23 protein-coding genes are annotated in these 25914 nt (G+C 63.0%); 7 read left to right on the top strand and 16 right to left on the bottom strand.

Annotated elements, in window-relative coordinates:
* Positions 1 to 48: 48 nt before the first annotated feature.
* Entirely contained in the window at positions 49 to 1023 is a 975-nt protein-coding gene (locus FJV80_RS04975) for a methyltetrahydrofolate cobalamin methyltransferase (RefSeq protein WP_142875708.1), read from the top strand.
* Between the two features lie 79 nt (positions 1024 to 1102).
* Here FJV80_RS04975 and FJV80_RS04980 read toward each other — a convergent pair whose 3' ends face one another.
* Positions 1103 to 1363, bottom strand: a complete 261-nt coding sequence (locus FJV80_RS04980) for a hypothetical protein (RefSeq protein WP_142875709.1) — start codon at positions 1361 to 1363, stop codon at positions 1103 to 1105.
* Positions 1364 to 1434: 71 nt separating this feature from the next.
* Here FJV80_RS04980 and FJV80_RS04985 point away from each other — a divergent pair, with 71 nt between their 5' ends.
* The 3 genes from FJV80_RS04985 to FJV80_RS04995 all read left to right on the top strand — a co-directional run bounded on the left by FJV80_RS04985 (position 1435) and on the right by FJV80_RS04995 (position 5066).
* Positions 1435 to 3504 carry an ASKHA domain-containing protein gene (locus FJV80_RS04985; protein ID WP_142875710.1) on the top strand — a complete coding sequence of 690 codons (2070 nt, stop codon included), beginning with the start codon at positions 1435 to 1437 and terminating at the stop codon, positions 3502 to 3504.
* A gap of 188 nt (positions 3505 to 3692) precedes the next feature.
* Entirely contained in the window at positions 3693 to 3878 is a 186-nt protein-coding gene (locus FJV80_RS04990) for a hypothetical protein (protein ID WP_027046953.1), read from the top strand.
* 231 nt (positions 3879 to 4109) lie between these two features.
* Complete coding sequence (locus FJV80_RS04995) at positions 4110 to 5066, top strand: alpha/beta hydrolase (protein WP_142875711.1); 957 nt, start codon at positions 4110 to 4112, stop codon at positions 5064 to 5066.
* Between the two features lie 21 nt (positions 5067 to 5087).
* Here FJV80_RS04995 and FJV80_RS05000 read toward each other — a convergent pair whose 3' ends face one another.
* Complete coding sequence (locus tag FJV80_RS05000) at positions 5088 to 5987, bottom strand: LysR substrate-binding domain-containing protein (protein WP_010910020.1); 900 nt, start codon at positions 5985 to 5987, stop codon at positions 5088 to 5090.
* Between the two features lie 230 nt (positions 5988 to 6217).
* On the opposite strand from FJV80_RS05000, the gene FJV80_RS05005 reads away from it, so the two are divergent.
* From FJV80_RS05005 to FJV80_RS05015, 3 genes are all read left to right on the top strand, one after another.
* The gene (locus tag FJV80_RS05005; RefSeq protein ID WP_095772954.1) at positions 6218 to 6403 is read left to right on the top strand and encodes a hypothetical protein; all 186 of its coding nucleotides are present in this window, start codon (positions 6218 to 6220) and stop codon (positions 6401 to 6403) included.
* A gap of 337 nt (positions 6404 to 6740) precedes the next feature.
* Complete coding sequence (locus tag FJV80_RS35550) at positions 6741 to 6875, top strand: hypothetical protein (protein WP_080512035.1); 135 nt, start codon at positions 6741 to 6743, stop codon at positions 6873 to 6875.
* Between the two features lie 281 nt (positions 6876 to 7156).
* The gene (locus tag FJV80_RS05015; RefSeq protein ID WP_095772955.1) at positions 7157 to 8158 is read left to right on the top strand and encodes a GlxA family transcriptional regulator; all 1002 of its coding nucleotides are present in this window, start codon (positions 7157 to 7159) and stop codon (positions 8156 to 8158) included.
* Positions 8159 to 8166: 8 nt separating this feature from the next.
* Here FJV80_RS05015 and FJV80_RS05020 read toward each other — a convergent pair whose 3' ends face one another.
* The 14 genes from FJV80_RS05020 to FJV80_RS05085 form a co-directional block, all read right to left on the bottom strand.
* Positions 8167 to 8964 (bottom strand): ABC transporter ATP-binding protein, encoded by a 798-nt coding sequence (locus FJV80_RS05020; protein ID WP_095787570.1) that lies wholly within the window; start codon positions 8962 to 8964, stop codon positions 8167 to 8169.
* Positions 8961 to 9734 (bottom strand): ABC transporter permease, encoded by a 774-nt coding sequence (locus FJV80_RS05025; protein ID WP_095772956.1) that lies wholly within the window; start codon positions 9732 to 9734, stop codon positions 8961 to 8963. Before FJV80_RS05025 ends, FJV80_RS05020 begins: the two co-directional genes overlap by 4 nt.
* An 87-nt stretch (positions 9735 to 9821) precedes the next feature.
* Positions 9822 to 10772 carry an ABC transporter substrate-binding protein gene (locus FJV80_RS05030; RefSeq protein ID WP_095787428.1) on the bottom strand — a complete coding sequence of 317 codons (951 nt, stop codon included), beginning with the start codon at positions 10770 to 10772 and terminating at the stop codon, positions 9822 to 9824.
* A gap of 211 nt (positions 10773 to 10983) precedes the next feature.
* Entirely contained in the window at positions 10984 to 11832 is an 849-nt protein-coding gene (locus FJV80_RS05035) for a DUF1194 domain-containing protein (RefSeq protein ID WP_142875712.1), read from the bottom strand.
* Positions 11833 to 11925: 93 nt separating this feature from the next.
* Positions 11926 to 14487, bottom strand: coding sequence for an FAD-dependent oxidoreductase (locus FJV80_RS05040; RefSeq protein WP_142875713.1), 2562 nt, complete (start codon positions 14485 to 14487; stop codon positions 11926 to 11928).
* A gap of 139 nt (positions 14488 to 14626) precedes the next feature.
* Positions 14627 to 15385 carry an FkbM family methyltransferase gene (locus FJV80_RS05045; protein WP_142875714.1) on the bottom strand — a complete coding sequence of 253 codons (759 nt, stop codon included), beginning with the start codon at positions 15383 to 15385 and terminating at the stop codon, positions 14627 to 14629.
* Complete coding sequence (locus FJV80_RS05050; RefSeq protein WP_142875715.1) at positions 15382 to 16614, bottom strand: DUF2029 domain-containing protein; 1233 nt, start codon at positions 16612 to 16614, stop codon at positions 15382 to 15384. Before FJV80_RS05050 ends, FJV80_RS05045 begins: the two co-directional genes overlap by 4 nt.
* A 25-nt stretch (positions 16615 to 16639) precedes the next feature.
* Complete coding sequence (locus FJV80_RS05055; RefSeq protein WP_185975142.1) at positions 16640 to 18070, bottom strand: aspartate aminotransferase family protein; 1431 nt, start codon at positions 18068 to 18070, stop codon at positions 16640 to 16642.
* Positions 18071 to 18172: 102 nt separating this feature from the next.
* The gene (locus FJV80_RS05060) at positions 18173 to 19180 is read right to left on the bottom strand and encodes an NAD(P)-dependent oxidoreductase (protein ID WP_142875717.1); all 1008 of its coding nucleotides are present in this window, start codon (positions 19178 to 19180) and stop codon (positions 18173 to 18175) included.
* A complete protein-coding gene (locus tag FJV80_RS05065) occupies positions 19177 to 19611 on the bottom strand; it encodes an EamA family transporter (protein ID WP_095772965.1) in 435 nt (144 codons plus the stop codon). Before FJV80_RS05065 ends, FJV80_RS05060 begins: the two co-directional genes overlap by 4 nt.
* A 124-nt stretch (positions 19612 to 19735) precedes the next feature.
* Positions 19736 to 21085, bottom strand: a complete 1350-nt coding sequence (locus FJV80_RS05070) for an FAD-binding oxidoreductase (protein WP_142875718.1) — start codon at positions 21083 to 21085, stop codon at positions 19736 to 19738.
* Between the two features lie 2 nt (positions 21086 to 21087).
* Complete coding sequence (locus tag FJV80_RS05075; RefSeq protein ID WP_142875719.1) at positions 21088 to 22521, bottom strand: UbiA family prenyltransferase; 1434 nt, start codon at positions 22519 to 22521, stop codon at positions 21088 to 21090.
* Between the two features lie 226 nt (positions 22522 to 22747).
* Positions 22748 to 23011, bottom strand: coding sequence for a hypothetical protein (locus FJV80_RS05080; protein WP_027145877.1), 264 nt, complete (start codon positions 23009 to 23011; stop codon positions 22748 to 22750).
* 218 nt (positions 23012 to 23229) lie between these two features.
* Complete coding sequence (locus FJV80_RS05085) at positions 23230 to 25719, bottom strand: mechanosensitive ion channel family protein (protein WP_142875720.1); 2490 nt, start codon at positions 25717 to 25719, stop codon at positions 23230 to 23232.
* Between the last annotated feature and the right edge of the window lie 195 nt (positions 25720 to 25914).

The following is a 25914-nucleotide window of genomic DNA, read 5'->3' on the forward strand; positions in this document are numbered from 1 at the left end:
AAGAGATAACGATATAAAGAACTCTTTATATCACGACGGAGAGATTTCATGACCCGGACCATCGTTGCCTCGGCGACACGAGAAATCATCATCGGCTTCGACCAGCCCTTCTGCGTGATTGGCGAGCGCATCAACCCGACCGGCCGCAAAAAGCTCGCCGCCGAGATGGTGGCCGGCAATTTCGAGACCGTCATCAAGGACGCGCTGGAACAGGCCGCCTGCGGCGCCACCATGCTCGACGTCAATGCTGGCGTCACCGCCGTCGACCCCAACGCGACCGAACCGGCGCTGCTGGTGCAGACGCTCGAGATCGTCCAAGGGCTCGTCGACCTGCCGCTGTCGATCGATAGCTCGGTCACCGCGGCGATCGAGGCGGCGCTCAAGGTCGCCAAGGGCCGCCCGCTGGTCAATTCCGTCACCGGCGAGGAAGAAAAACTCGAAGCCATCCTGCCACTGATCAAGAAATACGACGTCCCGGTCGTCGCCATCTCCAATGACGAGACCGGCATTTCGATGGATCCGGACGTGCGCTTCGCCGTCGCCAAGAAGATCGTCCAGCGCTGCGCCGATTTCGGCATTCCCGCGCACGACGTCGTCGTCGACCCGCTGGTCATGCCGATCGGCGCGCTGGGTGACGCCGGCCGCCAGGTATTCGCGCTGCTGCGCCGCCTGCGCGAAGAGCTCAAGGTCAACACCACCTGCGGCCTATCCAACATCTCCTTCGGCCTGCCGCACCGCCATGGCATCAACGCCGCCTTCATCCCGATGGTGATCGGCGCCGGCATGACGAGCGCCATCATGAACCCGGTGCGTCCGCAAGAAATGGAAGCCGTGCGCGGCGCCAATGTGCTCAACGGCACCGACGAGAACTGCACCAACTGGATCAGGACCTACAAGGACTACAAGCCGGCCGAAGGCGGCCATGCGGTCGCGGCGCCGACGCAGGTCAATGCGCCTGGCGACGGCGCTGCCAACGGTGGCCGCCGCCGCGGCGGCCGTGAAGCCCGCATGGCTCGGGGGTAAGCGCGCAATCGTGAACCGGACTGCAAACCACGCTGGACCGATCGCATCATCGATGCGGTCGGACGTGCCTGCGTTACGGTCAGGCGACGCCCAATATGGCGTCGAACAACGCCATTCCCGCCCACGATCCGAATATGCCTGTCACGCCGCCTATGATGAAGTCATCGTCATAGGCGGGCCACAGCCCGTGCAGCAGCAGCACCGCGACGATCGCGCCGAGAATTCCGCTGGCCAGATATTGCGGATTGCGCAGCCACGGCCCCTTCAGCAACCGCACCATGGTAAAGGCGGTAAATATGCTGGACAGCAGGAGATCGGACATGATTGGCCTCTGGACCATCAGACACTCCGCCCAATAATGAAACGATCCGTTAAACGGTATCGACAATCCCTTCCGAGACACGTGTACGCATGAACTCGCCTGCCAACATTACCGATCCACTCGTGCTGTTCATGCCGTCGGGCAAGCGCGGGCGGTTTCCTGTCGGCACGCCGGTGCTCGATGCCGCGCGTCAGCTCGGGGTCTATGTCGAGAGCGTGTGCGGCGGCCGCGCCACGTGCGGGCGCTGCCAGATCGAGGTGCAGGAAGGCAATTTCGCCAAGCACAAGATCGTCTCCTCCAACGACCACATCTCGCCCAAGGGACCGAAGGAAGAGCGCTACGAGCGCGTGCGCGGCCTGCCTGAGCGGCGCCGCCTCTCCTGCTCGGCGCAGATCCTCGGCGACCTCGTCATCGACGTCCCGCAGGACACCGTCATCAACGCGCAGACCATCCGCAAGGATGCCGACACCAGGGTGATCGCCCGCGATACGGCGATACGCATGTGCTATGTCGAGATCGAAGAGCCCGACATGCACAAACCGCTCGGCGACCTCGACCGGCTGAAGATCGCGCTGATGAAGGATTGGGGCTTCAAAAACCTCGAATTCGATTTCCACCTGCTGCCGCAGGTGCAAGGCATATTGCGCAAGGGCAACTGGACCGCGACCGCCGCCATCCACAAGGATGCCGACAGCGACATCGCGCGCGTCATCGCCTTGTGGCCTGGCCTCAAGAACGAGGCCTACGGGCTGGCCTGCGACATCGGCTCGACCACCATCGCCATGCATCTGGTGTCGCTCCTGTCGGGCCGAGTCGCCGCCTCGTCCGGCACCTCGAACCCGCAGATCCGCTTCGGCGAGGATCTGATGAGCCGCGTCTCCTATGTGATGATGAACCCGGACGGCCGTGAAGGCATGACGGTGGCCGTGCGCGAGGCGATCTCCAGCCTCATCGACAAGGTCTGCGCGGAAGGCAATGTCCAGCGCAATGACATTCTGGATTCCGTTTTCGTCGGCAATCCGATCATGCACCATCTGTTCCTCGGCATCGATCCGACCGAACTCGGCGGCGCCCCCTTCGCGCTCGCCGTCTCGGGCGCGGTGCGCATCAAGGCCTCCGACATCGGCCTCAAGCTCAACCAGGGCGCGCGCCTCTATATGCTGCCCTGCATCGCCGGCCATGTCGGCGCCGACGCGGCGGCGGTGACGCTGTCGGAAGGCCCGCATCGCCAGGACGAGATGATGCTGATCGTCGACGTCGGCACCAATGCCGAGATCGTGCTCGGCAACCGTGCGCGGGTCGTGGCGGCCTCCTCTCCGACCGGTCCGGCTTTCGAAGGCGCCGAAATCTCCGGCGGCCAGCGTGCCGCGCCCGGCGCCATCGAACGCGTGCGCATCGATCCCGACACGCTGGAGCCCAAATACCGCGTCATCGGCTCGGAACTGTGGTCCGACGAACCGGGCTTCCTGGAAAGCGTGCAGGCGACCGGCGTCACCGGCATCTGCGGCTCCGGCATCATCGAGGTGGTGGCGGAAATGTATCTTGCCGGCATCATTTCCGAGGACGGCGTGGTCGACGGATCGCTGAGTGCACGCTCGCCGCGCGTCACCGCCAATGGCCGCACCTTCTCCTATGTGCTCAAGGAAGGCGAGCCGAAGATCACCATCACCCAGACCGACGTGCGCGCCATCCAGCTCGCCAAGGCCGCACTCTATGCCGGCACCAAGCTGTTGATGGAAAAGCAGAATACCGACCATGTCGACCGCATCCACTTCGCCGGCGCCTTCGGCTCCTTCATCGATCCGAAATACGCCATGGTGCTGGGCCTGATCCCCGATTGCGAGCTCGACAAGGTTTCCGCCGTCGGCAACGCCGCAGGTGCTGGTGCGCGCATGGCGCTCTTGAACCGCGGCTATCGCCGCGAGATCGAGGAGACGGTGAGCCAGATCGAGAAGATCGAGACCGCGCTGGAGCCGAAATTCCAGGAGCATTTCGTCTACGCCATGGCGCTGCCCAACAAGGTCGACCCGTTCCCGAAACTGTCGGCGGCCGTGAAACTGCCGCCGCGCAAGACGGTGAGCGAGGACGGCATCGCCGGCGACGCCACGCCGCGCCGGCGCTCGCGCGAAGGCCACGCGGCGAGGCGTGGCCGCGAATAGACGCGACCTTCACAGGCCGTCTCCAACCTCAAACTCATTTGCATGCAAATGTTTCCGGATCGACCGATCCGGAAACCGAAACACTGTTTTCGCGAAATCCATCCGATACATGGCAGGCGCATTTACCCCGCATCGAATGGCGGCCGAAGATATTCCTCGGTCGTCGCCGTTCTTCAAGGGAGATGAAAATGTCGATGTTCGAAAATCTCGGCCGCTTCGGTGTGACCATCAGGCAGAACCACGCCAGGAACAAGGCGATCCGCGCGCTGAACAGCCTGCCGGCGCATGTGCAGAAGGACATTGGCTGGCCGGCATCGCCGCCCAGCGATCCGCAGGCCGCGCTCACGTCGCTGCTTCTGGGCACGGCGCGCTGATGACCTTTGCCGACAAATGCGAATTGCTCGGCAGGCGCCGGGGATCTCGGAAATCCCCCGTCGCCACCAGCAACCGGCTGCGCGCGGCCCTTTTGCCGCGCCGCTGACGGCGGCGCGGATCACACCGCCGTGTGGACAGAGCGCAAATCTTGACATTTCGGGCGAGCGTACGATCTTCGGAAATAGTGGAGGTTTCTCTTAGTCGGCTGCAGCCGAAGTTCGTGTATCCGCATGCCAAGTTTCAAAAGCCACATCGTGTCCTTCGTGCTCAGGTACAGCCGCAAGAAGGCGTTTGCCAGCCCGGAAAACCTGAAGCGCTGGATCGCGGCCGCACGCAAGACCGAGGATCACCATCCGCCGGCCTCGCTGCATCAGCGTTTCGACATCCAGACGCGCACCGTCGACGGCTTTCCCGTCTACGAAATCGCCCCAAGAGGTGACGAGCAGAAGCGGATTCTCTACCTGCATGGCGGGGCCTATGTCTTTGAAATCACGCCTTATCACTGGCACCTGATTGCCGACATGGCCGACCGGCTCGGCCATGGCGTCACGGTGCCGATCTATCCCATCGCCCCGGAGCACGATTTCCACGCCATGTTCGGCATGGTCGGCGACGTCTATCGCCAGATGCTCGACGAGACCGAGGCGGAAGACATCGTCTTCATGGGCGATTCCGCCGGTGGCAACATGGCGGTGGTGCTGACCATGATGGCCGCGGAAGAAGGCTTGCCCCTGCCCTCGCGCCACGTGCTTATCTCGCCCGGCCTCGACATGTCGCTTTCCAACCCCGATCTGTTCGAGGCCGAGCGCAACGATCCCTGGCTCGGTATTCCCGGCGGTCTCGAAGCGATCCGGATGTACAGCGCCGGCATCGATCGCAGCGACTGGCACATCAGCCCGATTTACGGCGACCTGTCGGTGCTGCCGAAAACGCTGCTCTTGACCGGCTCGCGCGATCTCTTGACGCCCGACAATCTGATCTTCGCGCAAAAGGCGCGGGAAGCGGGTGTCGAGGTTGATGTCGTCCACGAGGAAGGCATGTTCCACGCCTGGCCGTTGATCGACATGCCGGAATCGCGACGTGCGCGACAGCGCATCGTCACGTTCCTCGGCGAGAGCCGCTCACCGGTCAGGCAAGACAGGAAAACGAGGTCTCAAGCGCCCTCCGCCGAGGCGGCGGCGGAGTAGCGCTTTCGATCCGGCGACAGATCAGAACTTGCCGGTTTCCCGGAACACTTCGAAGGTCGCGCGGATGTGGTCGGCGACGGCCTTGACCGGCGCGCTGGCGTCCGGCGCCACCACCATGGCGAGGTTGTAGGTGCCGATATCGGGCATGCCGTCCTTCGGGCAGAGTTCGACCATATCGTTGCCGAGGAATGATCGCGGCAGCGGCGCGACCGCGAGGTCGGCCATGATCGCGGCACGCTGGCCTGCCGTATGCGCGCTCATATAGGCGACGCGGTAGTTGCGGCCCTCGCGTCCCAGCGCTTCGAGCGCGCCGGCACGCCAGGCGCAGCCCTCTTCCCACAGCGAAACCGGCAAGGGCTCGCGCAGATGCGCGCAGCCGCCCTTGGCGCCTGCCCACACGATCGGCTCGGTCAAAAGCACTTCGGCGCCGAGCGCGCTGGTCTTGTAGGAGTTGGTCAGAAGCGTGATGTCGAGCGCGCGGTCGTCCATGCGCCGGCGCAGATTGCTGCTCTGGTCTATGGTGACGTCGACGGCGATTGAGGGATGCGACTGCGCGAAACGCTTCAGCACATGCGGCAGCACGCGCTCGCCGTAATCATCCGGCGAGCCGAGCCGCACCACCCCGACAATCTCGGGAATAATGAACTTCGACACCACCTCGCGGTTGATCGACAGCAGCCGGCGGGCATAGCCGAGCAGCATCTCGCCGTCCGTGGTCAGCGATACGGAACGCGCATCGCGCGCGAACACCGAACGGCCGAGAATGTCCTCCAGCTTCTTGATCTGCATGGAGACGGCGGACGGTGTGCGGAAGACGGCATTGGCCGCGGTGGTGAAGCTGCCGGTCTCGGCAATCGCCACGAAAGTGCGCAAAACGTCGAGATCGAGGAGCGGCAGCGGATGATTGAGCGGGGCGTTCATGGGAAGCGACCTTCAATTTTTCTGATACAAAGCATCATTCCATTTCGTTTGATTGAACACCGGATCAGGAGGATAGTCAACTCCATCGATTGAGGTTGCTGCCACAAGCAGCTACGAAACGACCACGTCACAGGCCTGCAATCGACATGAAATGGGGTTGAAACGCGCCGCGTGTAAGCCCCCACATCAAAGGCCGGAATGTCTCCGGCCCGCCACCTAAGGAGAATGAAATGTCTATCCTCTCGTCCCTCGGTCGCATCGCGACTGAATTCAGCGCGGCACGCGCCCGCTACCAGACCGAACGCGCCATCCATTCCCTGCCGATCGAATTGCAGAAGGATATCGGCTGGCCAGAAGCCGCCGACACCAAGACCGGCATTCGCAACGGCGTCGGATCCTGGGCTGGAGCAAAGTAAATCGTGTGTACCCTGTGCTGAAGGCCTGCCGTGCAGCCCGCCGGCAGGCCTTTTCTATTTTATTTGCGTTCAAATGATTTCCTAAGCCATGCCGCCGCTGCATGGCGCATATGAACAAGCCGCATAGCGGCCTGTTTTCGAACTAACTTCCTGTAAACAATCGCAAATCCTAGGCACCTTGCCCAAATTTGTCGCAATCCGTGTCGCATTTCATATCAAGCGCTTCGTTTTTGCGATTTAGTTTTACACAACACAAGCCTATATCACCGCCAGCAAACGAGCTGCCCCACTCCATCAAGCGAAGGCGACCCGTCTGAGCAACCGATAGGAGATGATGATGAAGCTTTTTGCCCGCCTCTTTACCCGCCGCGAAATGAACCTGACCACCGCTCTCGAGCGCCAGCGCCTTGCCAACACCATGCCCGGCCAGACCGGTGCGATGGCTGCGGCGCGCCTCGGCTTCGTCGCCTGATCATTTTCCAGGCAGCGTCTCCCTGCCGCTGCTTCAAGAACTGTAACGCCGCCTGGCTCCAGCCACGGCGGCGTTTTTGTCTTGCTTTGTACATTTTGCCTGTCGCGTGAACAGTTGATACAGCTCCCCTGAGCACTGCCGCACAATGATTGCCCATTTGCGACCCGTGTCGCAAATTTTGTCTCACTGAGGCAGCGCAGACGATTGACAGCCAAGGTTTTTCCTGATGTCGCTATGCTATTCGCGACATCCTGTTCGCGCCATGGCCAGGTGAGGTTCCCGTGAACGCCATCAAGCATCCGATCAAGCGATCGTTTGTCTTTTTCCTTGTCCCCGATTTCACCATGATCGCTTTTGCGACCGCACTCGACCCGCTGCGCTCCGCCAACCGCATGCTCGGCTACGAGGCCTATCGCTGGCGCCTCGCCAGCATCGACGGCAAGCCGGTGCGCGCCTCGAACGGCGTCGAATGCGCGGTCAACACCTCGCTGGAGGAAGAGCGCAAGAAGATGGCGGGCCCCGACCGGCCCAACATGGCCATCGTCTGCAGCGGCATCGATGTCGAGCGCTACCATAACAAATCGGCCTTCGCCTGGCTGCGCGAGGAGTATAATCGTGGGGTCGCCGTTGGCGGCCTGTGCACCGGCGCGCACATCCTTGCCGCCGCCGGCCTCCTGTCCAACAAGCGCTGCGCCATCCATTGGGAAAACCTGCCGGGCTTTTCCGAGGCGTTCCCGAAGGCCAATGTCTTTGCCGACCTCTTCGAAGTCGACCAGAACATCTATACCTGCGCCGGCGGCACCGCCGCGCTCGACATGATGCTGAAGCTGATCGGCGACGATTTCGACGAGAGCCTCGTCAACCGGGTCTGCGAACAGGTGCTGACCGATCGCGTGCGCAGCCCGACCGACCGCCAGCGCCTGCCGCTGCGCGCCCGTCTCGGCGTGCAGAACTCGAAAGTGCTGACCATTATCGAGCTGATGGAAGGCAATCTCTCCGAGCCGCTGTCGCTGATCGAGATCGCCGACCATGTCGACCTGTCGCGTCGCCAGATCGAGCGCCTGTTCCGCACCGAGATGGGTCGTTCCCCTGCCCGCTACTATCTGGAGATCCGCCTCGACCGCGCCCGGCATCTGCTGATCCAGTCCTCAATGCCGGTGGTCGAGGTGGCGGTCGCCTGCGGCTTCGTCTCGGCCTCGCATTTCTCGAAGTGCTACCGCGAGCTCTATGCCCGCTCGCCGCAGCAGGAGCGTGTCGACCGCAAGCAGTTGCTGGCGGCCTGATCGCCGGATCAGGCCTCGGCCGGCTGCGCCTGTGCCGTGCGCATCGCCTCGACCCGGATGTCCTCGGTCAGCCGCGCTTTCAGCGCCGAGAATTCCGGGCTGGTCTTCAGCGTGTAGTGGCGCGGATGCGGCAGGTCGATGGCGACATCCGACTTGATGCTGCCGGGCCGCGCCGTCATCACGATGACGCGCGAGGCCATGAAGATCGCCTCCTCGATATCGTGGGTGACGAACAGCACCGTCTTCTTGCGCCGCTCCCAGATGCCGAGAAGCAGCTCCTGCATCAGCCCGCGCGTCTGGTTGTCGAGCGCGCCAAACGGCTCGTCCAGCAACAGGATCTCGGGATCGTTGGCGAGCGCACGGGCGATCGCCGTGCGCTGCTGCATGCCGCCGGAGAGTTGCTTCGGCCAATGATTTTCAAATCCCCTCAGCCCGACCAGATCGACATAGGAGGCGACGATGTCGTCCCGCTCCTTCGGCGCCATGCCGCGTTCGCGCAGGCCAAAGGCGATGTTCTCAGTTACCGTCAGCCACGGGAACAGCGTGTAGGACTGGAAGACCATGCCGCGATCGGGTCCCGGCCGCGTCACGGCCTTGTCGTCGAGCAGCACGCGGCCTTCACTGGGCGCCTCCAGGCCGGCGACAATTCTAAGCAGTGTCGACTTTCCGCAGCCGGACGGCCCCAGAATGGTGATGAAGTCGTTGGCGGCGACCGCCAGATCGATCGGCATCAGTGCCTTGACCGGCGGTCCGCCACGCACGCCGGCAAAGGTGCGCGAGACGCCCTCGATGAGAAGCTTGCTCACGCCAGGCTCCATGGAAAGAGCCAGCGGTTGAACGCCTTGAAGGCGAAGTCGGACAACAGCCCGATCAGCCCGATGACGATGATGCCGAAAATGATCTGTCCGGTCGCCAGCCGCGACTGGCTGTTGATGATCATGTAGCCGATGCCGGAGGACGAACCGATCAGCTCGGCGACGATGACATAAGTCCAGGCCCAGCCGAGCACCAGCCGCAGCGTCTCGGCGATTTCGGGCGCGTTGGCCGGCATGATCACCCGTTTGACGATGCCGTTGCTCGTCGAGCCCAGCGTATAGGCGGCCTCGACCAGATCGCGTCGCGTCGAGCCGACCTTGACGGCGATGATCAGGATGATCTGGAACACCGAGCCGACGAAGATGACCAGCAGCTTTTCCAGTTCGCCTATGCCGGCCCACAGGATCAGCAGCGGAATGAAGGCCGAGGCAGGCAGATAGCGGGCGAAGGAGACGAAGGGTTCCAGGAACGCCTCCACCGGCTTCCAGGCGCCCATGGCAATGCCGATCGGCACGGCGACGACCGAGGCCAGCACGAAGCCGCCGAAGACGCGCCAGATGGTGATCAATATGTCGAGCCAGAAGCGGTCCTCGACCAGCAGCCGCCAGCCATCCCTGAGCATTGATAGCGGATCGGCGAGGAAGATGCGGTTGACGTGGCCGCCAAGCGTGATCCAGGCCCAGAAGGCAATAAACAGCACGAAAAAGGAAATGCCGAGCACGGTTCGCAGGCTCGGCGAGACTGGATGCAAGGGGCGCATCTTCACATCGTCCCCATCAAATGGTCACGTGTCGAGGAAAGAGCGGCGGCGCCGGACGCCGCCGCACGATGGGCAAAGGTCGGACGATCAGTTCGCCACCGCGCTGGTGTCGGCCAGCGTGGCGACGTCGGGCGCTTCCTTGATCAGCCCCATCTGCAGCAGCAACTCGCCCGCGGTCTTGGAAAAATCCTGGAATTCCTTGGTGAAGAACTGCTGGTTCTCGGGCTTGTCGGCCCATTTCAGGTACTTCGCCGAATCCTCGAATTCCTTGGCCGACTGCTTCACGTCGGCGCCCATGATCTCGTAGGATTTCTGCGGGTCCTTCTTGATCAGGTCGAGCGCCTCGAAATAGCTGTCGGCGAGCGCCTTGGCGGCGTCGGGATTGGCCTTGAGGAATTCGGGCGTGCAGCCGACCGTGTCGAGCACCATCGGATAGTCGAGCGTGGTCGCCAGTATGTGGCCCTGGTCGGCCTTGTCGCGCACGGCCGAGATGAACGGCTCATAGGTGACCGCCGCATCGTTCTGGCCGGCGAGGAAGGCTTGCGCCGCCGCGTCCGGCTCCAGATTGACGACCGTCACGTCCTTGGTCGACATGCCGTTCTTGTTCAGCACCCATGCGAGCAGGAAATAGGGCGACGTGCCCGGGGCCGAGGAGGCGACGTTCTTGCCCTTGAGATCGGCGACCGTCTTGATGTCGTTGCGCACGACGATGCCGTCGGCGCCATAGGATTTGTCGAGCTGGAAGATCTGCTTGGTGGTCACCCCACTGGCGTTCCACACCAGCCACGTCTCGACGGTGGTGGCGGCGCATTGCAGGTCGCCGCTGGCGATGGCGAGCGGACGGCTGGCCTGCGGCACCTTCTTCAAGGTCACGTCGAGACCGTGCTTCTCGAAGAGGCCCGCCTGCTTGGCGAGCGTCAGCGGTGCGAAGCCGGTCCAGCCGCTGATGCCGATGGTGACCGATGTGGCGGCCATCACCGGCGCGGACAGACCGGCGGCAAGCGTCAAAGTCGCGGCGAAAACGGCGATTCTGTTCATGTCGGTTCCCCTTTTGTTTCTCTGGGCGAATTGTTCACAGACGCCCGTCGGCTTGTCAATCAACAGGAACGTGTTCGGCTGCTGCCAGCAGGCTCGCCGCACCACTTGCGTTGGCCAAAATTGAAGCCCTGCCCATGGACAGTCGCCGGCACGGCGCTCGGCCGAGGAGCTGCGATCGTGTCGGTCGTCACCGTTGGTTGGCTCGCTCGGCTCAGCGGCTGTCGAGCATCCAGTTGCGGTTTCGCCACATTTTCTCGCCGATCTGGCAGTCGGCGGCGGGCTTGTCCTGCGCCAGCACCACCGGCGGATGATCGGCCTCCTCCGCCGCCCATTGCGGTGAGATCGGGCCGGCAAGCTCCAGCACCAGTTTGCGGCGAATGGCTTCGGGAAATTGCGTCCAGTCGTTGACCGGGATCATGAAGGCGCCCGGGCCGCCGATGACGCAGTCGCTGTAGTAGCGGTCAAGATCGTTGACGTCGTAAGCGCCGGAAAGGCCACCCCGGGTCATCAGCGGCAGGCCGTTGATGACGATGCCTTGTCTGACCACGCCGTCGCGAGTGAGATTGACCGGAGCGCCCTGGTTGTTAGGCCCGTCGCCGGAAATGTCGATGACCCGCTTGGTCCCCTGGTAGCCGCTTTCGGCGAACAGATCGCTGCCGAATTCCAGCGCGCCGGAGATCGAGGTGCGCCGCGCGCTGTTCGGCGGCTGCGCCGACAATTGCGCGACTACCCGCTCCGCGTCGGCTCGGGTTGCGATGACAGTCCATGGCACGATGACGCGTTGCCATGTGGTGCCGGCCCATTCGACATAGGTGACGGCGATCTTGCCATGGGCGCCATCGGCGATCGCCTGCAGCACATTGTCATGCGTCAGCGCCGCCGCGTAGCCATGGCGCTGGATCTCGAGCTCGTCCGCCGACATCGACAGCGAAACGTCGACCGCCAGCACCAGCTCGACATCGACCGGCTCATCCGCGCGAGACCCCGGCGTCAGCGAAAGCATCAGAGCCAGCGCGGCGCAGCCGGAAAGCAGATGTCTCGCGCGCGATAAAGCAGACATGCCGCAGGGTAAGCGAAAACCGCCCGCTTAAAAAGACAAAAGCCCGGCTCGCAGCCAGGCTTTTGCAATAAGTCCCGTGGTCCGCCCGACCGATCAGCTGCGCGGCTTGAGGTTCTCCGGGTCATAGAGCGGCTTGTAGCCGACGCCGGCGACCTCGACCGGATAGGTCTCGCCGAAATATTCGACCTCAAGCTTGCGGCCTTCCTGCGCATATGAATGCGGCAGATAGGCGAGCGCGATGTTCTTGCCGATCGTCGGCCCATAGGCGACCGAGGTGGTGAAGGAGCGGCGGCCGAGCTCGTCGACCAGCGTCTCACCGGTAGCCGGATCCAGCACCGGCATCGTGCCAACGGGATAACGCGCCACGCCCTTGGAATCGGTGTTTTCGGTCATCACCAGCGTGCACAAAGTCGCCGGCTGGTGCTCGCGGGCGCGGTATTCAACATGCTTGGCCTTGCCGCAGAAATCGTTCTCCTTGACCTTCGGACGCGCGAGATCGGCTTCCAACAGATTGTACTCGGTCAGAAGGTCGGCATTCTGCAGGCGCAGGCTCTTTTCCATGCGGCGCGTGTTGGCATAGGTCTCGACGCCGAACGGCATGACGCCGGTCGAGCGCAGTGCATCCCAGACGGCGAGGCCATCCTCGTAGCGCATATGCAGTTCCCAGCCCTGCTCGCCGACATAGGAGATGCGGAAGGCGGTGACATCCTTGCCGCCGATCCTGACCGGCTTGATCGCCGCGAAGGGGAAATTCTCCAGCGAAAGGCCCTCGGGATTCTCGACCACCTTCTGCAAGGTGGTGCGGGCATTCGGACCCCAAATGCCGATGGTGACGTATTTCTCCGTCACATCGGTGACGGTGACGTCAAAGCCTTTGTCCTGCGCTGTGCGCTGCATGTAGCGGAAGTCGCGCGGGCCGGCATCGGCGCCGTCGATCACGCGGCAGCGGTCGGCCATGCGGATCACGGTGAAGTCGGCGCGCACCATGCCTTCCTCGTCGAGGAAGTGGGTGTAGATGCCCTTGCCGATGTTGTTGTCGCCGCCGATCTTGGCCGCGCACAGCCATTCCAGCAGCGCGACGTGGTCTGGCCCTTCGACGTCATACATCGAGAAATGCGACAGGTTGACGATGCCGCAATCCTCGCTCATCGCCAGATGCTCGGCATTGGAGACGCGCCAGAAATGGCGGTTGTCCCACTCGTTCTCGCGTACGGGAACGCGATTGCCATACTTCTCCAGCAGGTGCTCGTTGGCGGCGTAACCATGAGCACGCTCCCAGCCGCCCAGTTCCATGAAATAACCGCCGAGCTCCTTCTCGCGCTCCCAGAACGGCGAGCGCCTGATGTTGCGGCCCTTGGAGAAGGGCTCGCGCGGATGCACCGCGGGATTGTAGACCTTCATCGCCGTCTCGGTGCAGCGATCCCAGATGAACTGTTCCTTCGTCTGGTGCGGATAGAAGCGTGCATAGTCGATGGCGTGATGGTCGACCGCGGTGCGGCCGTCCGTCATCCAGTCGGCTATCAGCTTGCCCATGCCGGGGCCATCCTTGACCCAGATGGCGACGGCATACCACAGCCCTCTCACCTTCTGGCTTTCGCCCATCGACGGCCCGCCATCGGCGGTCACCTGCAGCAGGCCGTTGAAGGAATGGCTTTCGTTGTAGCCGAGTTCACCCAGGATCGGCGTCAACTCCATGGCGCGTTCGAGCGGCGCCAGGATCTGCTCCATGTCGAGGTCGCGCTGCGACGGCGACAGCCGCGCCTCATGCTTTTCGAGGAGGTCGCGCGGATGGCAAAGGCGCGGGTTGTTTTCTTCGTAGTAGCCCCACTCGATCTGGCCGCCCTCGGCTGTCTTGGGGTCGCCGGTGTCGCGCATATAGGCCGAATTGCCCTGGTCGCGCAGCAGCGGCCAGCCGATCTCCTTGCCGGTGCCGGCGAATTCGTTGTAGGGGCCGAAGAAAGTCAGCGGATGGTCGATCGGCATGACCGGCAGGTCCTCGCCAACCATTTCGGCGATCAGCCGGCCCCAGATGCCGGCGCACACGATGACATAGTCGGCCTCGATCGTGCCGCGATCGGTCACCACGGCGCTGATGCGGCCGTCCCTGACCACGAGCGACTTGGCCGGCGTGTTGGCGAAGGATTTGAGCTTACCCGACGCTTCCGCCTGGTCGACCAGCTTGCCGGCGACGGTCTGCGAGCGCGGGATGACCAGACCTGCGTCCGGATCCCAAAGGCCGCCCTGCACCATCCCCTCTTCGATCAGCGGGAACTTCTCCTTGATCTCGGCCGGCTCGATCAGGCGCGCGCGCGTGCCAAAGGCCTTTGCCGAGGCGATCTTGCGCTTGATCTCATCCATGCGGCCATCGTCGCCGAGGCGAGCCACTTCGAGGCCGCCGATGCGGGCGTAATGACCCATCTTCTCGTAGAAATCGATGGAATAAAGTGTCGTCCAGCAGGACAGGAAATCGTGGCTGGTGGTGTAGCAGAAATCGGAAGCGTGCGCGGTCGAGCCGATATCGGTCGGGATGCCCGATTTGTCGATGCCGACAATATCGGTCCAGCCACGTTCGATCAGGTGATGGGCGATCGACGCGCCGACAATACCGCCAAGGCCAATGATAACGACCTTCGCCTTTTTCGGAAACTCTGCCATTGCCCGCGACTCCAGATGCTATTGCGGGCAGCGTCGGCGCCCGTTTGATCGGCGCACAATATGCAGACGACAGGCACGGCGCTACCGCCTGTTTGCGACACGCTGCGGGTGCGGCGCGACCCCGTGAAAACGCCAGCCGTCAGGCGAAGGCCCAGACGTCCTCGGCCTGGAAACCGACCTGGTAGCCCGCTGTCTTCAGCTTGACCACGACCTGACCAATCTCGGTGGCCGGCAACGCGCCGACCTCGATCTTGATCATCCCCGGACGGTAGCGTTTCAGATCAAGCTGTTCGAAGACGATCCAGTCCGCACCCTCGCAATCGACGAGGAAGGCATCGATATGGCTGATGTCGTTGCGGTCGAGCAGCGTCTGCAGCGTTTCCGACGGCACCTCGATATCCCTGAGGTGCGGTGCGAACTTGTTGAAATTGGCGTCGGCCTCGCCCCAGGCGTTCTTGCCCGACATCAGATTGGTGTCGGTGACCGAGGAGCAGCCGATAAACTCGATCGGCAGCGTGCCGGCCTCGAGCGCCGCGGCATCGAACGTGTGGACGGTGATCGTGCCCCTGGTCCTTGTCACCGCCACCGGCTCGATGATGAAGCGCTTCGTATCGGGATAGTTGGCGCGCAGGCGTTTCTGGTTGTACGGGATCGGCTCGACCAGCATGGCGCGGGCGCCGGCAATCCTGTGCAGCCACGGCGTCACATCGTCGAACAGCGCGCCGTCGCAGGCGCCGACATTGACCATCTGGAACGGCTGCCCTGCCCCGCCGAAGCGCGCTTTCAGCCCCGCCTTCGCCAGGAATTTCGTGCCGCGCAGCGACGGCCCGCGATCGAGCAGGCCCGAGGGAAGGCCGAGCGACAAGGCGACGCGCGCCAGGCTGGATAGCGAACTCATAGCTTGTCTCCCGGAATGACGTGCAAGGCCGCGCGATGCTGGCCGCGGACCGATGCTGCCCACAGCGCCATGAACGGCGTTGCCAGCAGCAGGAAGGGCGGGATCAGATGTGGGAAATAGATACGCGTGTCATGGATCGGAAAGACCGTGAACTTGGCCAGCGCACCCAGCACCAGCGCGGCGAACAGGATGCCTGCACGCCGGTCGAGCCGAAAACCGGCGCGGCTGGTGGCAAAACAGCCGGCCAGTGCCAGCACCGAAACGCCGACCCAGCTGTTCAAATTGACGGCGCGCAGCAGCGATGTCGCGAACGCCCTGAGATAGGCAGCGACCGAGAACGCCGGCTCGAACCTGTCCATATTGTAGTGCTGCTCGATGCTCGAGAACCACAGATGCGGCCACCAGCCAGGATGCTGGGCCCAGTGCGAAATGGCGAAATAGGCGATGAAGGACGCCGCAAAGCCGGCCAGCGCGCCCCACGCCTTCTGCCGGAAGGCGACCAGCAGCACCACGAATATGCCAAGGAAAACAATATTGTCCGGCCGCACCATGAAGGCGAGGAAGAGCAGGATCGCCGTCGCCGCCTCGCGGCCTCTGACATAGGCGTAGAGCCCGCCGAGCAGCAGCGCCGACGTCAGCAGGTCCGCCGTCGAAGCGCGCGCCGCATCGCCGAAATCAGCCATGATCAGCACCGCGCCGATCACCGGCGCCAAGGCCAGGGCCTTGTCCCTGTACAGCCAGAGCAGCGCGATCGCGCCGAACAGCAGCACCGAAAACACCTGTACCAGCCGCATCACCTCGACCGGCGACATCACCGCGCTCAGCGTCGACAGGATCTCGGCATAGAGGAATTTTATCCGGTACATGCCGAGCAGCGAATGAAAGTCGCCGGCATTCTCCGTCATGTGGCTGCGGAAGCCGCCGCCATCATCGGTCAGCGCCTTGTAGTCACCCGCCGACACGCCCGCCTTGACGGTGCTGTAGGCATACTCATGCAACGCCTGCGCGTCGGGATAGGTGCCCTCCTCGGCGATGGCAAGGTAGGGCAGCATGTCCCAATTGGCATCGGGCATCACCCACGCCGTGAATGCCGTCAGAAGGATGTAGAGCGCGAAGGCCGCCGCGCCGATGGGTGCGGCGAAGCGCGCATAGGTCCCCTCACCCCACGCCAGACCGGTCTCGGTGAGCCGGTCCAGCGGGTTTTTCGCAGCGGGAGACTTGGTCAGCATCTTTTTGTGCTCAACGGACTCTCTTCTAACGGACCTGGCTTTTGACGAAGTCCTTCACGATAGACACGATGCCGCGCGACAGCAGGCTGTCGAAGGCATCGGCGAAGTGGTCGACATGCTCGCGCTGGCAGATCAGCGGTGGCTCGAGTCGGATGACGTTGCGGTTGTATTCGGTAAAGGCGACGAGCACGTCGTAGTCGCGCAGCAGCAGCGCGCCGACAAAGCCTGACAGCGAGCCCTTCAGCTTGTCGTCGAGCATGCTGACCACCGGGCGCAGCACCATCGGCAAGGTCTGCGAGAAATCGTGGAACTCCAGGCCGACCATAAGGCCTTTGCCGCGCACGTCCTTGATGATCTTCGGGTACTTTTCCTTGAGCGCCTGCAGTCGCTGCAGCAGATAGTCGCCGGTGACCGCGGCGTTGTCGATCAGCCTCTCGTCATAAAGCACGTTGAGCGCCTCGATCGAGGTGACGCAGGCCTCGCCCATGCCGCCAAAGGTTGCCATGGCATGGATCATCGCCGTTTTCGGCGTGCCATAGGCCTTCATGTAAACGTCGCGCCTGGCGATCATCGCGCCGACAGCCGCCTTGCCGCCGCCGAGCGACTTGGCCAGCGCCGTCACGTCAGGCACGACGCCGTAATGTTCGAAGGCATAGAAGCGGCCCGAGCGGCCATAGCCGCACTGCACTTCGTCTGCGACCCACAGCACCCCATACTGATCGCAGAGCGCGCGCAGCTTCTGCCAGTATTGCGCCTCTGCCTGGATGATGCCGCCGCCGCCCTGGATGGTTTCGAGCACGATGACGCCAACCTCCGGATCCGAACGAAACAGGCTCTCGACCGCCTCGATGTCGCCGAAGGGAATGCGCACTGTATTGTCGGCCACCTTGAAATCGGCGCGGTAGAGCTGGCCGTCGGTGATGCCGAGCACGCCCTTGGTCTTGCCGTGGAAGGAATTCTCGGCATAGACGATTTTCGGCCGTTTCGGGCCGGCAGCGCGTTCGGCAAGCTTCACCGCCGCTTCCATCGCCTCCGAGCCGGACGAACCCAGGAACACCATGTCGAGATCGCCGGGCGAGCATTTGGCGAGGTTGTGCGCGAGCGCTGCCGCATATTGCGACATGAAGGCGATGGCGATTTCCTGGCGCTTCTCCTCCTGGAATTTTTTGCGTGCGTCCAGGATACGCGGATGGTTGTGGCCGAAGGCCAGCGAACCGAAGCCGCCGAAGAAGTCGAGGATCTTGCGGCCATTCTGATTGATGTAGAACATGCCTTCGGCACGCTCGATCTTGATTCTGTGGAAGCCGAGCAGCTTCATGAAGTGCAGCTGGCCAGGATTGAGATGCGCCTTGAACAGGTCGGTCATGCGGGCGACATCCATCGCCTTGGCCTGCTCGACACTGATCAGGTCGGGCTTGGCTATTGCTGCGGGCGACAGTGCCGGCGCGCTCACCATGGTGCCCGCATTCGTCTGTTCGGGCTTGGCCATGACGGTCATTTCAATCTCCTGTCCGCGCTACGACCGGCGTCGTGCGCCATGAATTGCTTGGCGCGACCGCTATTCGGCGGGCACATGTTTGGTGGCGACAGCAGGCCCGCCCTTCTTGGCGCGGTATTCGCTGTAGGCGGCGATCAGCATGTCCTCGTCGCGATATTGCGGCACCCAGCCGAGCTGACGCTCGGCCTTGGACACGTCGAGCACGCATTCCTCGTCGGCGATCAGATATTGTTCGGGATCCATGATCGGCATGTTTACGAGATCGAGCAGGTCGAGCGTGCGCTTGACCGCCCAGCCGGGCGTCGGCAGCAGCATCGACTTCGAGCCGGCATGGCGGATGAGATCGCCGAGCAATTTCTTCACCGGCGGCGGGTTGAGCGAGCCGAGATTATAGGCCTCATTGGGCACGCCGGCCTTCCAGGCCGCGCGGGCAGCTTCCGCGCAATCGAAAACAGAAATGAACTGATAGGGGTTCCTGCCGGAGCCGATCATTGGCACTGGAAGGTTCCAGTCGATCAGCTTGAACAGTTTTTCGAGGATGCCGAGCCGGCCTGGGCCGATGATCAGGCGCGGCCGGAACAGCGAGATCGACATGCCGCGACTGCGCCATTCGGCGGCGAGTTCCTCGGTCTTCTGCTTCGACCAGCCATATTCGCCGAGCGGCGTGACGGGGTGCTCCTCGGTCATCGGCTGGGTGACGGTGTGGCCGTAGATCATGTCCGTCGTGTAGTGGACGAGCCTGGACGCACCAGCCTTGTCCATGGCCTGTATGATGTGCTCGGTGCCGTGGAAATTCACCGGGAAGAAGAAGTCGCGCCGTTTGGCGCGCACCTGGATCGGCGACAGCATCTTGGCCGACAGATTGTAGACCATGTCGTCGGCCTTGAGCCCGACGGCGGCGACCGACGCCGGATCGGTGACGTCGCATTGGACGAACCGGACATTGCGGTAGTGCGCAAGGTCGCTCCTGGCGATGTCGGCGACGATGACCTCTTCGCCATCCGCCACGAACTTGGGCGCAAGGTGGCGGCCGACAAAGCCGTCACCGCCGAAAATCACATGTCTCATCGAACGGTCTCGTTTGCAGGGATCTTGTCGGGCGTGATGGAAGCGGTCTGGTCCTCATGCCCTCGCCCGCTTTGCGCGATCAGCACCGTGCCGACGCAGATGAAAGCGATGCCGGCGATGCGCCAGCCATTGAGGTCCTCGCGAAAGACGAAATAGGCGAAGATGGCGACGGCGACATAGGCGAGGCTGAGGAAGGGATAGGCAAAGGAAAGCTCGACCTTGGACAGCACATAGAGGTGCGAAGCCATGGAAATCACGAAGGTGCAGAGCCCGAGGAACACCCAGGGGCTAAAGACGATCTGCAGCAGCTTGACGAGCGGATTGACGGCCTCGAACGAGATCGGGCCAAGCGACATCATGCCTTGCTTCAGCATAAGCTGCGCAGCGGCATTGGTCATGACCGTAAAGAGAATAAAGACGATATATTTCATGCTCGCGCGCCAACCCCGTGATTTCCACTAATACAAATCCGAAAAGATTTCGTGAACTCACAAGACTGTTTTGAGTAAATCTTGCGATTAACCGTTCGATAACCACGATTCATTCCATTTTTATCTATTCGGCAGCCTCCACGCCGCGCCGCCGCAGGTCGATGCCGCCGGCCGTGCGCGCCCAGAAATCGGACATGAAGGCAGGATCGCGCAGCGCTTCCAGCCTCGGCCAGTCCGCGAAGGAAGCAGCAAAGATTGCCGCGCCCATGCGCGCATCCTTGTAGGGATTGACCGCCCCGCCGGCCGCGACCGTGATGCGGTCGAGGTCGCCAAGCAAAGCAAGCGTCGCCGCTCCCTTGTTGGGGAAATCCAGCGTCAGCGTGTAGCCGGGGCGCGGGAACGACAGCAGCGCCGGCGAGCGGATCGAACCGAAGCGCTTCAGCACGGTGAGGAAAGATCCTTGGCCTGCTCGCCGGGCCGCCGCGAGCAATTCCGGCACGACGCTGCGCGCCGCCTCCTCCGGCACCACGCTCTGGTGCTGGAACAGCCCATTGGGACCATAGAGCCGGTTCCAGTCGCGCACACCGTCGAGCGGAAAGAAAAAACCGTGGTAGCCGGTCTGACGCGGCGCGGTCGCGCGACTTTTATTCCACCGGTAGGCGGCGTTGAAAGCAGTCAGGAACGGCCGGTTGAGCACATTGAAGGGCGGCTGGAACGGCACGGAAAGATTGCCGCCGGCGCGCGAGGCCGCATGCGGGCCGTGCTCGGCATGGTTGCCGGTGAACAGCAGCCCACGCCCGCTGTTGCGGCCGCCGGCGAGCTGGTCGATCCAGGCCACCGCATATTCATTGGCCTGGTCGGCCGCCTCGGCCAGATCGAAGAATTCGCCGAGATCACGAAACGGCGTCGTCTTCTCGACGATGTCGAGCGAAGGCACCCGCATCAGCCGGATCGAGGCCGAGAGCATCAGGCCGGTAAGACCCATGCCACCGATGGTGGCCCGGAACAGGCGCGGATTGTCGGTGGCCGAGCAGCGATAGGTCTTTCGATCGGACCGCAGCAGCGTGAAGCTTTCGACATGGCAGCCGAACGTGCCGCGCCGATGGTGGTTCTTGCCGTGCACGTCATTGGCAATGGCGCCGCCGAGCGTGACGAACTGCGTGCCCGGAACCACCGCCGGGAAGAAACCGTAAGGTGCGGCGTGCGCGATAATATCGGACAGCAGCACACCGGCATCCGCTTCGAGCACGCCCGTCTCGGCGTTGAAGGCGCGGATGTGGTTCAGCGTCCGCATATCGACGACCGTGCCGGCCTGGTTCTGGCAGGAATCGCCGTAGGAACGCCCGTTGCCATAGGCAAGCAGCGAGGCTTCCTTCGCCTGGCCACCCTTCAGCAGCGCGATGGCATCGTCGGCGTGGATCGCACGCGGCGCCGGCGGCGTGGCAAGGCCAAAGCTCCGAAAGCGTTCGGCCATGCCTACCAACCCCCGATGACCAGCAGCACAGCGCCGATCAGCACCACGATCTGGCTGCGCCAGTCACGGATGATGAAGACGACCGGGTCGTCATTCATCTCGTCGCGGCGCGCCAGGATCCAGACGCGCATGGTGAGGTAAAGCACGATGGGCGGCAGCGGCCAGATCAGCCACGGATGCGGGTAAAGCTCGCGCACCGCGACACTGTCCATGTAGAGCGCCAGAACCAGCGCCGAGGAGAAGGCGGAGGCCATGCCGGCCTGGGCGACGATCTCCTGGTCTTCCGTGCGATAACCGCGCCCGGCAATGCGTTCGCCGGGCGGAATGGCGGTTGTGCGCAGTTCGACGAAGCGTTTCACCAGCGCCAGCGACAGGAAGAAGAAGATCGAAAAGGCGAGCAGCCAGAACGAGACGGCGACGCCGGTCGCGGCCGCACCGGCGATCACTCGGATCGTGTAGAGGCCGGCAAGCGTCAGCACATCGACCAGCAGCATGCGCTTGAACGATAGCGAATAGGCCGTCGTGACGACCATGTAACCGCCAAGCACGGCCAGGAATTCAGGCGACAGGAACAGCCCGGTACCGACGCCGATCGTCAGCAGCACCGCGATGGCGCCCAGACCGAACGGGATCGACAGCGCACCGCTGGCGAACGGCCTGTTGCACTTGGTGACATGCTTGCGGTCGAGCGCCAGATCGAAGAAATCGTTGAGGATATAGATCGCCGACGCTACCGCGCTGAACGAGACGAACGCCAGCAGGCATTCCCAGATCATGTTGGTGTTGAAATATTCGTGCGACAGCACCATCGGCACGGCGATCAGCGAATTCTTCAGCCACTGATGCACGCGCAGCATCTTGATGATGGTCCGCAAGGTCGGCCTTGGCGCCGGCATGGTTTCGGCGCCATGCGCTGCCTGCCAGCGCGCCGCATGACGGTCGGGCGCGACGACGATTGCATTGCGCGCGGCGTCGAAGACCTGGAGATCATGGCGGCTGTTGCCTGCATAGTCGAAGCCGCCATCGCCATAGGCTGATATCAGCGAGGCGCGCTTCTTGCCGGAGGTGAGATTGTCGAGGCCGTCGGTCGCCAGCACACGGTCGAAAATGCCGAGATGGGCCGATATGGCGTCGGCGAATTTGCGCGGCGTACCGGTCGCCAGCACGATCTTGCGGCCTTCGCCGTGCTCGGCGCGCAGCCGGTCGAGCAGCGGCGCGCGATAGGGCAGCGTCGCGGGGTCGATATCGATGCGCTGTGCGATCGCCTGCTTCAGCCGCGCCGGCCCGGCGGCGGCCCAGAACGGCACCAGGAAGATATAGAGCGGGTTCTTCTTGAGGAGGAGGAACATGCCTTCCCACAACAGGTCGGTCGCGATCAGCGTGCCGTCGAGATCGACCGCAAGCGGTATTGCGTTCCTGTCCGACCGCGCGTCCATGCCCGTCCTGCCCTGCCAGCCTATGATCCGGAACGCCGGAAACCCGTTGAGCGCCGCTTTTCGGCGTCTTGACGCTGGTATAGAGGGGTATGGCGCAGCGAACGTTAAAACGCCTGGTTGCAGGCGGCTGCCGCGGCGGTATTTCCGGCGTCATTGTTAAACAACAGCTACCGGAAACGATAAAAGGCCGAGCAAATGCCCGGCCTTTCCAATCATGGCGCCTGGGTTACTTGATGCGGGCGACGCCGCCCGAGATTTCGACGGTTTCCGAGCCGGTCAGGGCTTCAAGGTCACCGTTCGGCAAGGTGACGAAGCAGCCGTTCTGGCAGAATTCGACGGTTTCACCACCGGCCAGCGCAAGCTCGGTCTTGCTGCCGCCTTCCGTCACGACCAGCGTGCGGGTCTCGGCGTCCTTGTTGACCGCGCTGGCGGCATGGGCCGAGCCGCTCACGGCAAGCAAGGCCACGGCAGCGACGAGAGACTTCCACATGTTGCAATATCGGTGTTCCCACCGCCTCTGTTGCATTTCGCAAGGCATTTTCGCCCTTTGCATGGGAGCTTATATGAGATGGAAGCTGAACCGCAACTGAATGCCGCATTCATGCCGCAATTGGTTTTGGCCTGTCCGCAATCATACGCCCGACCCTGTCATTTTCGCTGGCCGGCACGATATGATGCGGGGCGGCAACGCGCTGACGGGAACCGACCCTAGCTGGGATCGGGCTTGCGCGTCTTGCGTCCGGATTTGGCGAGCCTTTTCGCTTCGGCCGCGGCTTCCACCTTCGCCTGTTCCTGTTCGGCGAAGTCGGCCTCGATCTTGTCGTCGTCGGTTGGCCAGGCCTTGGGCTTGTTCACCTCGACGACAGCGCGCGGCGTCGACGGGATCTCGATATGCTGGTCGTTGAATGTCTCCAGCACGGCAAAACGAATGTCGTTCTGCACGACGCTGCCGTTCATGATATCGGCCAGGAACACGCGGATTTCGAACTCCAGCGCGGCCGCGCCGAAATTGGAAAACAGCACGAAGGGCTCCGGGTTCTTAAGCACCATCGCATGGCTGCGCGCGATTTCCAGCAGCATGGCATGCACCTGCTTGACGTCGCTGCCATAGGCGACGCCGACCTTGATCTCGACACGGCCGAGCTTGTTGCGGTGCGTCCAGTTGCCGACGGCGTTGTTGATCAGGTTTGAATTGGGCAGGATCACCGACTGCCGTTGGAAAGTCTCGATCTCGGTGGCGCGCACGCTGATCTTCTTGACCGTGCCGCTGACGTCGCCGGCGACGATCCAGTCGCCGACCTTGAACGGCCGCTCGGCCAAAAGGATCAGGCCGGAGACGAAGTTGGAGACGACATTCTGCAGGCCGAAACCGATACCCAGGGAAAGGGCACCGGCGACCAGAGCGAGGCTGGAAAGATCAATGCCCGCCGCCGATATGCCGACCAGCCCCGCCAGCGCCACGCCGGCATAGCCGACGGCCAGCCGGATCGAGTTGCGCACGCCGGTATCGACCTTGCCGCGCGCCATCACCGAGCCGTCGAGCCAGCCCTGGAACCATCGCGTCAGGAAATAGCCGATGATGAAGACGACGATGCCCGAAAGGATGCCGGTGACCGAAATCGTCACGGAACCGATATTGATCCCGGTCGCCAGCTTGTAGGCCCAGGCCTGGATGTCGCCGGGCTGGAACCCCCACATCAGCAGGATAAGCGGCAGGAAAACCAGCACTATCAACAGGTTGATGGCAACACTGACGACGAGGCCGAGCTGATCGAGTGCCGTGTCCTCGTAGCTGGAATGGGTCGATAGCCAGCGCCCGACCGTGGTGTTGGCGAACGCCCCTTCCTCGCCGATCGCCCGCGCCGACAGGAAGCCGATATAGGCGGTGATCAGCGCCGTGCCGGTGACCACGACCTGCAGCGAGACGAACAGGGCAAGGCCGATATAGCCAAGCAGCGCGGCGATGATGGTGAACAGTCCAAGCGCCAGCGCCAGATAGCGCAGCCATGCCGGCCAGGGCCGCCAGCTTCCGTCGCGTGCCCTGAACGGTCGCAGCATGGCCATCAGGATCAGGATGATGCCGACGACGATGGTGGCGACGAAACTGCGCGCGATGGTCAGCGACAGCGGCGAGCCCATCTTGTCGTTGACGACAGACAGGAAGGTGTTGACGCTGATGACGACCGCCATGGCGGTGGACAGGCGCACCAGCCAGCGCGCCGCGCCGGTTTCGACCGGGATGAGGCGCCAGTTCGGCAGTTGCGGCTCAAGCGCGGCATTGGTCAGCCGGTTGACGCAGAAGATCACCCCGATGGCGGTTGCCAGGGCATTCAGAAAGACTCCGATGTCGCCGCGCAACACATTGTAATAATTGAAAAAGAACACCGTGGAGGCGAGGAATACGCCGACCGCCAGGGTCGGCAGCATGGTAGACCAGAAGGCCACCGACAAGCGGCTGAGATAGGACGGGGCCTCGTTGGCGGGATCGGCCTCGAACACCCGCCCGAACAGCCGCCGGCCACCGACCAGCAGCACCAGCGCCAGGCCGAGCGCCACGAAGGTTGCCGCCAGGATGGCCTGGAACTTGAACTTGAACGCGAAGCTCAGCCAGGACGACACCGCCTTGTAAAAGTTGGCGTATTCCTCCTGGGCGTCGGAGAAGACCTGCGGGCTCAGCGCGTCCGACAGCACGTAGCGCTTGGTCAAAAGGTTGCGGAACAGCGCGCTGCGCATGTTGCCGATCTTGTCGACCAGCCCGCTGATGCGGATCGACAGGTTCTGCGCGCTGGCGACGACCGAGTTGATCTCGGCCTTTTCCGACGCCAGCGCCTGGCGCTCGCCGGTCACGATGTCGGGCTCCTGCGGCTGGCCCGCTGCCGGCGGCGGGCCGAGCACCTCGATGCGATTGTTGATGTCGGTGAGGCGCGAGCGAAACGCCAGCGCACTGGTCAGTGCCGCTCGCGACAGATCCTCAAGTTGCAGACGGATATCCACGAGCGAGGCATCGTCCTCGGCGTCCTGCTGGATTTTCTTCTCGAGATCGTCGGTCTTGGCCGTCAGGCCCTGGATGACTTTCTGCTGATCAGTGACCAGGCCGATGGAACCCTGGCCAAGCGCCTGCGCCATCGCCTCGAACGAAGGCGACGCCGAAATGACCAGCGTGAAAACCAAAATGAGGCGAAGCAATCTCAAAAGCATGACTATAGGCGACTCACGGCGGCAAAGGCATTTAAAAAGCCTGTCCTTGATAAAGACGGCCATATCGTGGGGCAAGCCGTCGCATCCGATGGCGATCCGATCGCGATCCGAGCGTCGGCCAGTCGAAAGGCCATGGCGCAATATTGGCTTTGCGGATGCAGCCTGCTCTATAGTCTGCCGCATCGCCCGAACCGG

Source organism: Mesorhizobium sp. WSM4310, assembly GCF_007003935.1.
Taxonomy (GTDB): domain Bacteria; phylum Pseudomonadota; class Alphaproteobacteria; order Rhizobiales; family Rhizobiaceae; genus Mesorhizobium.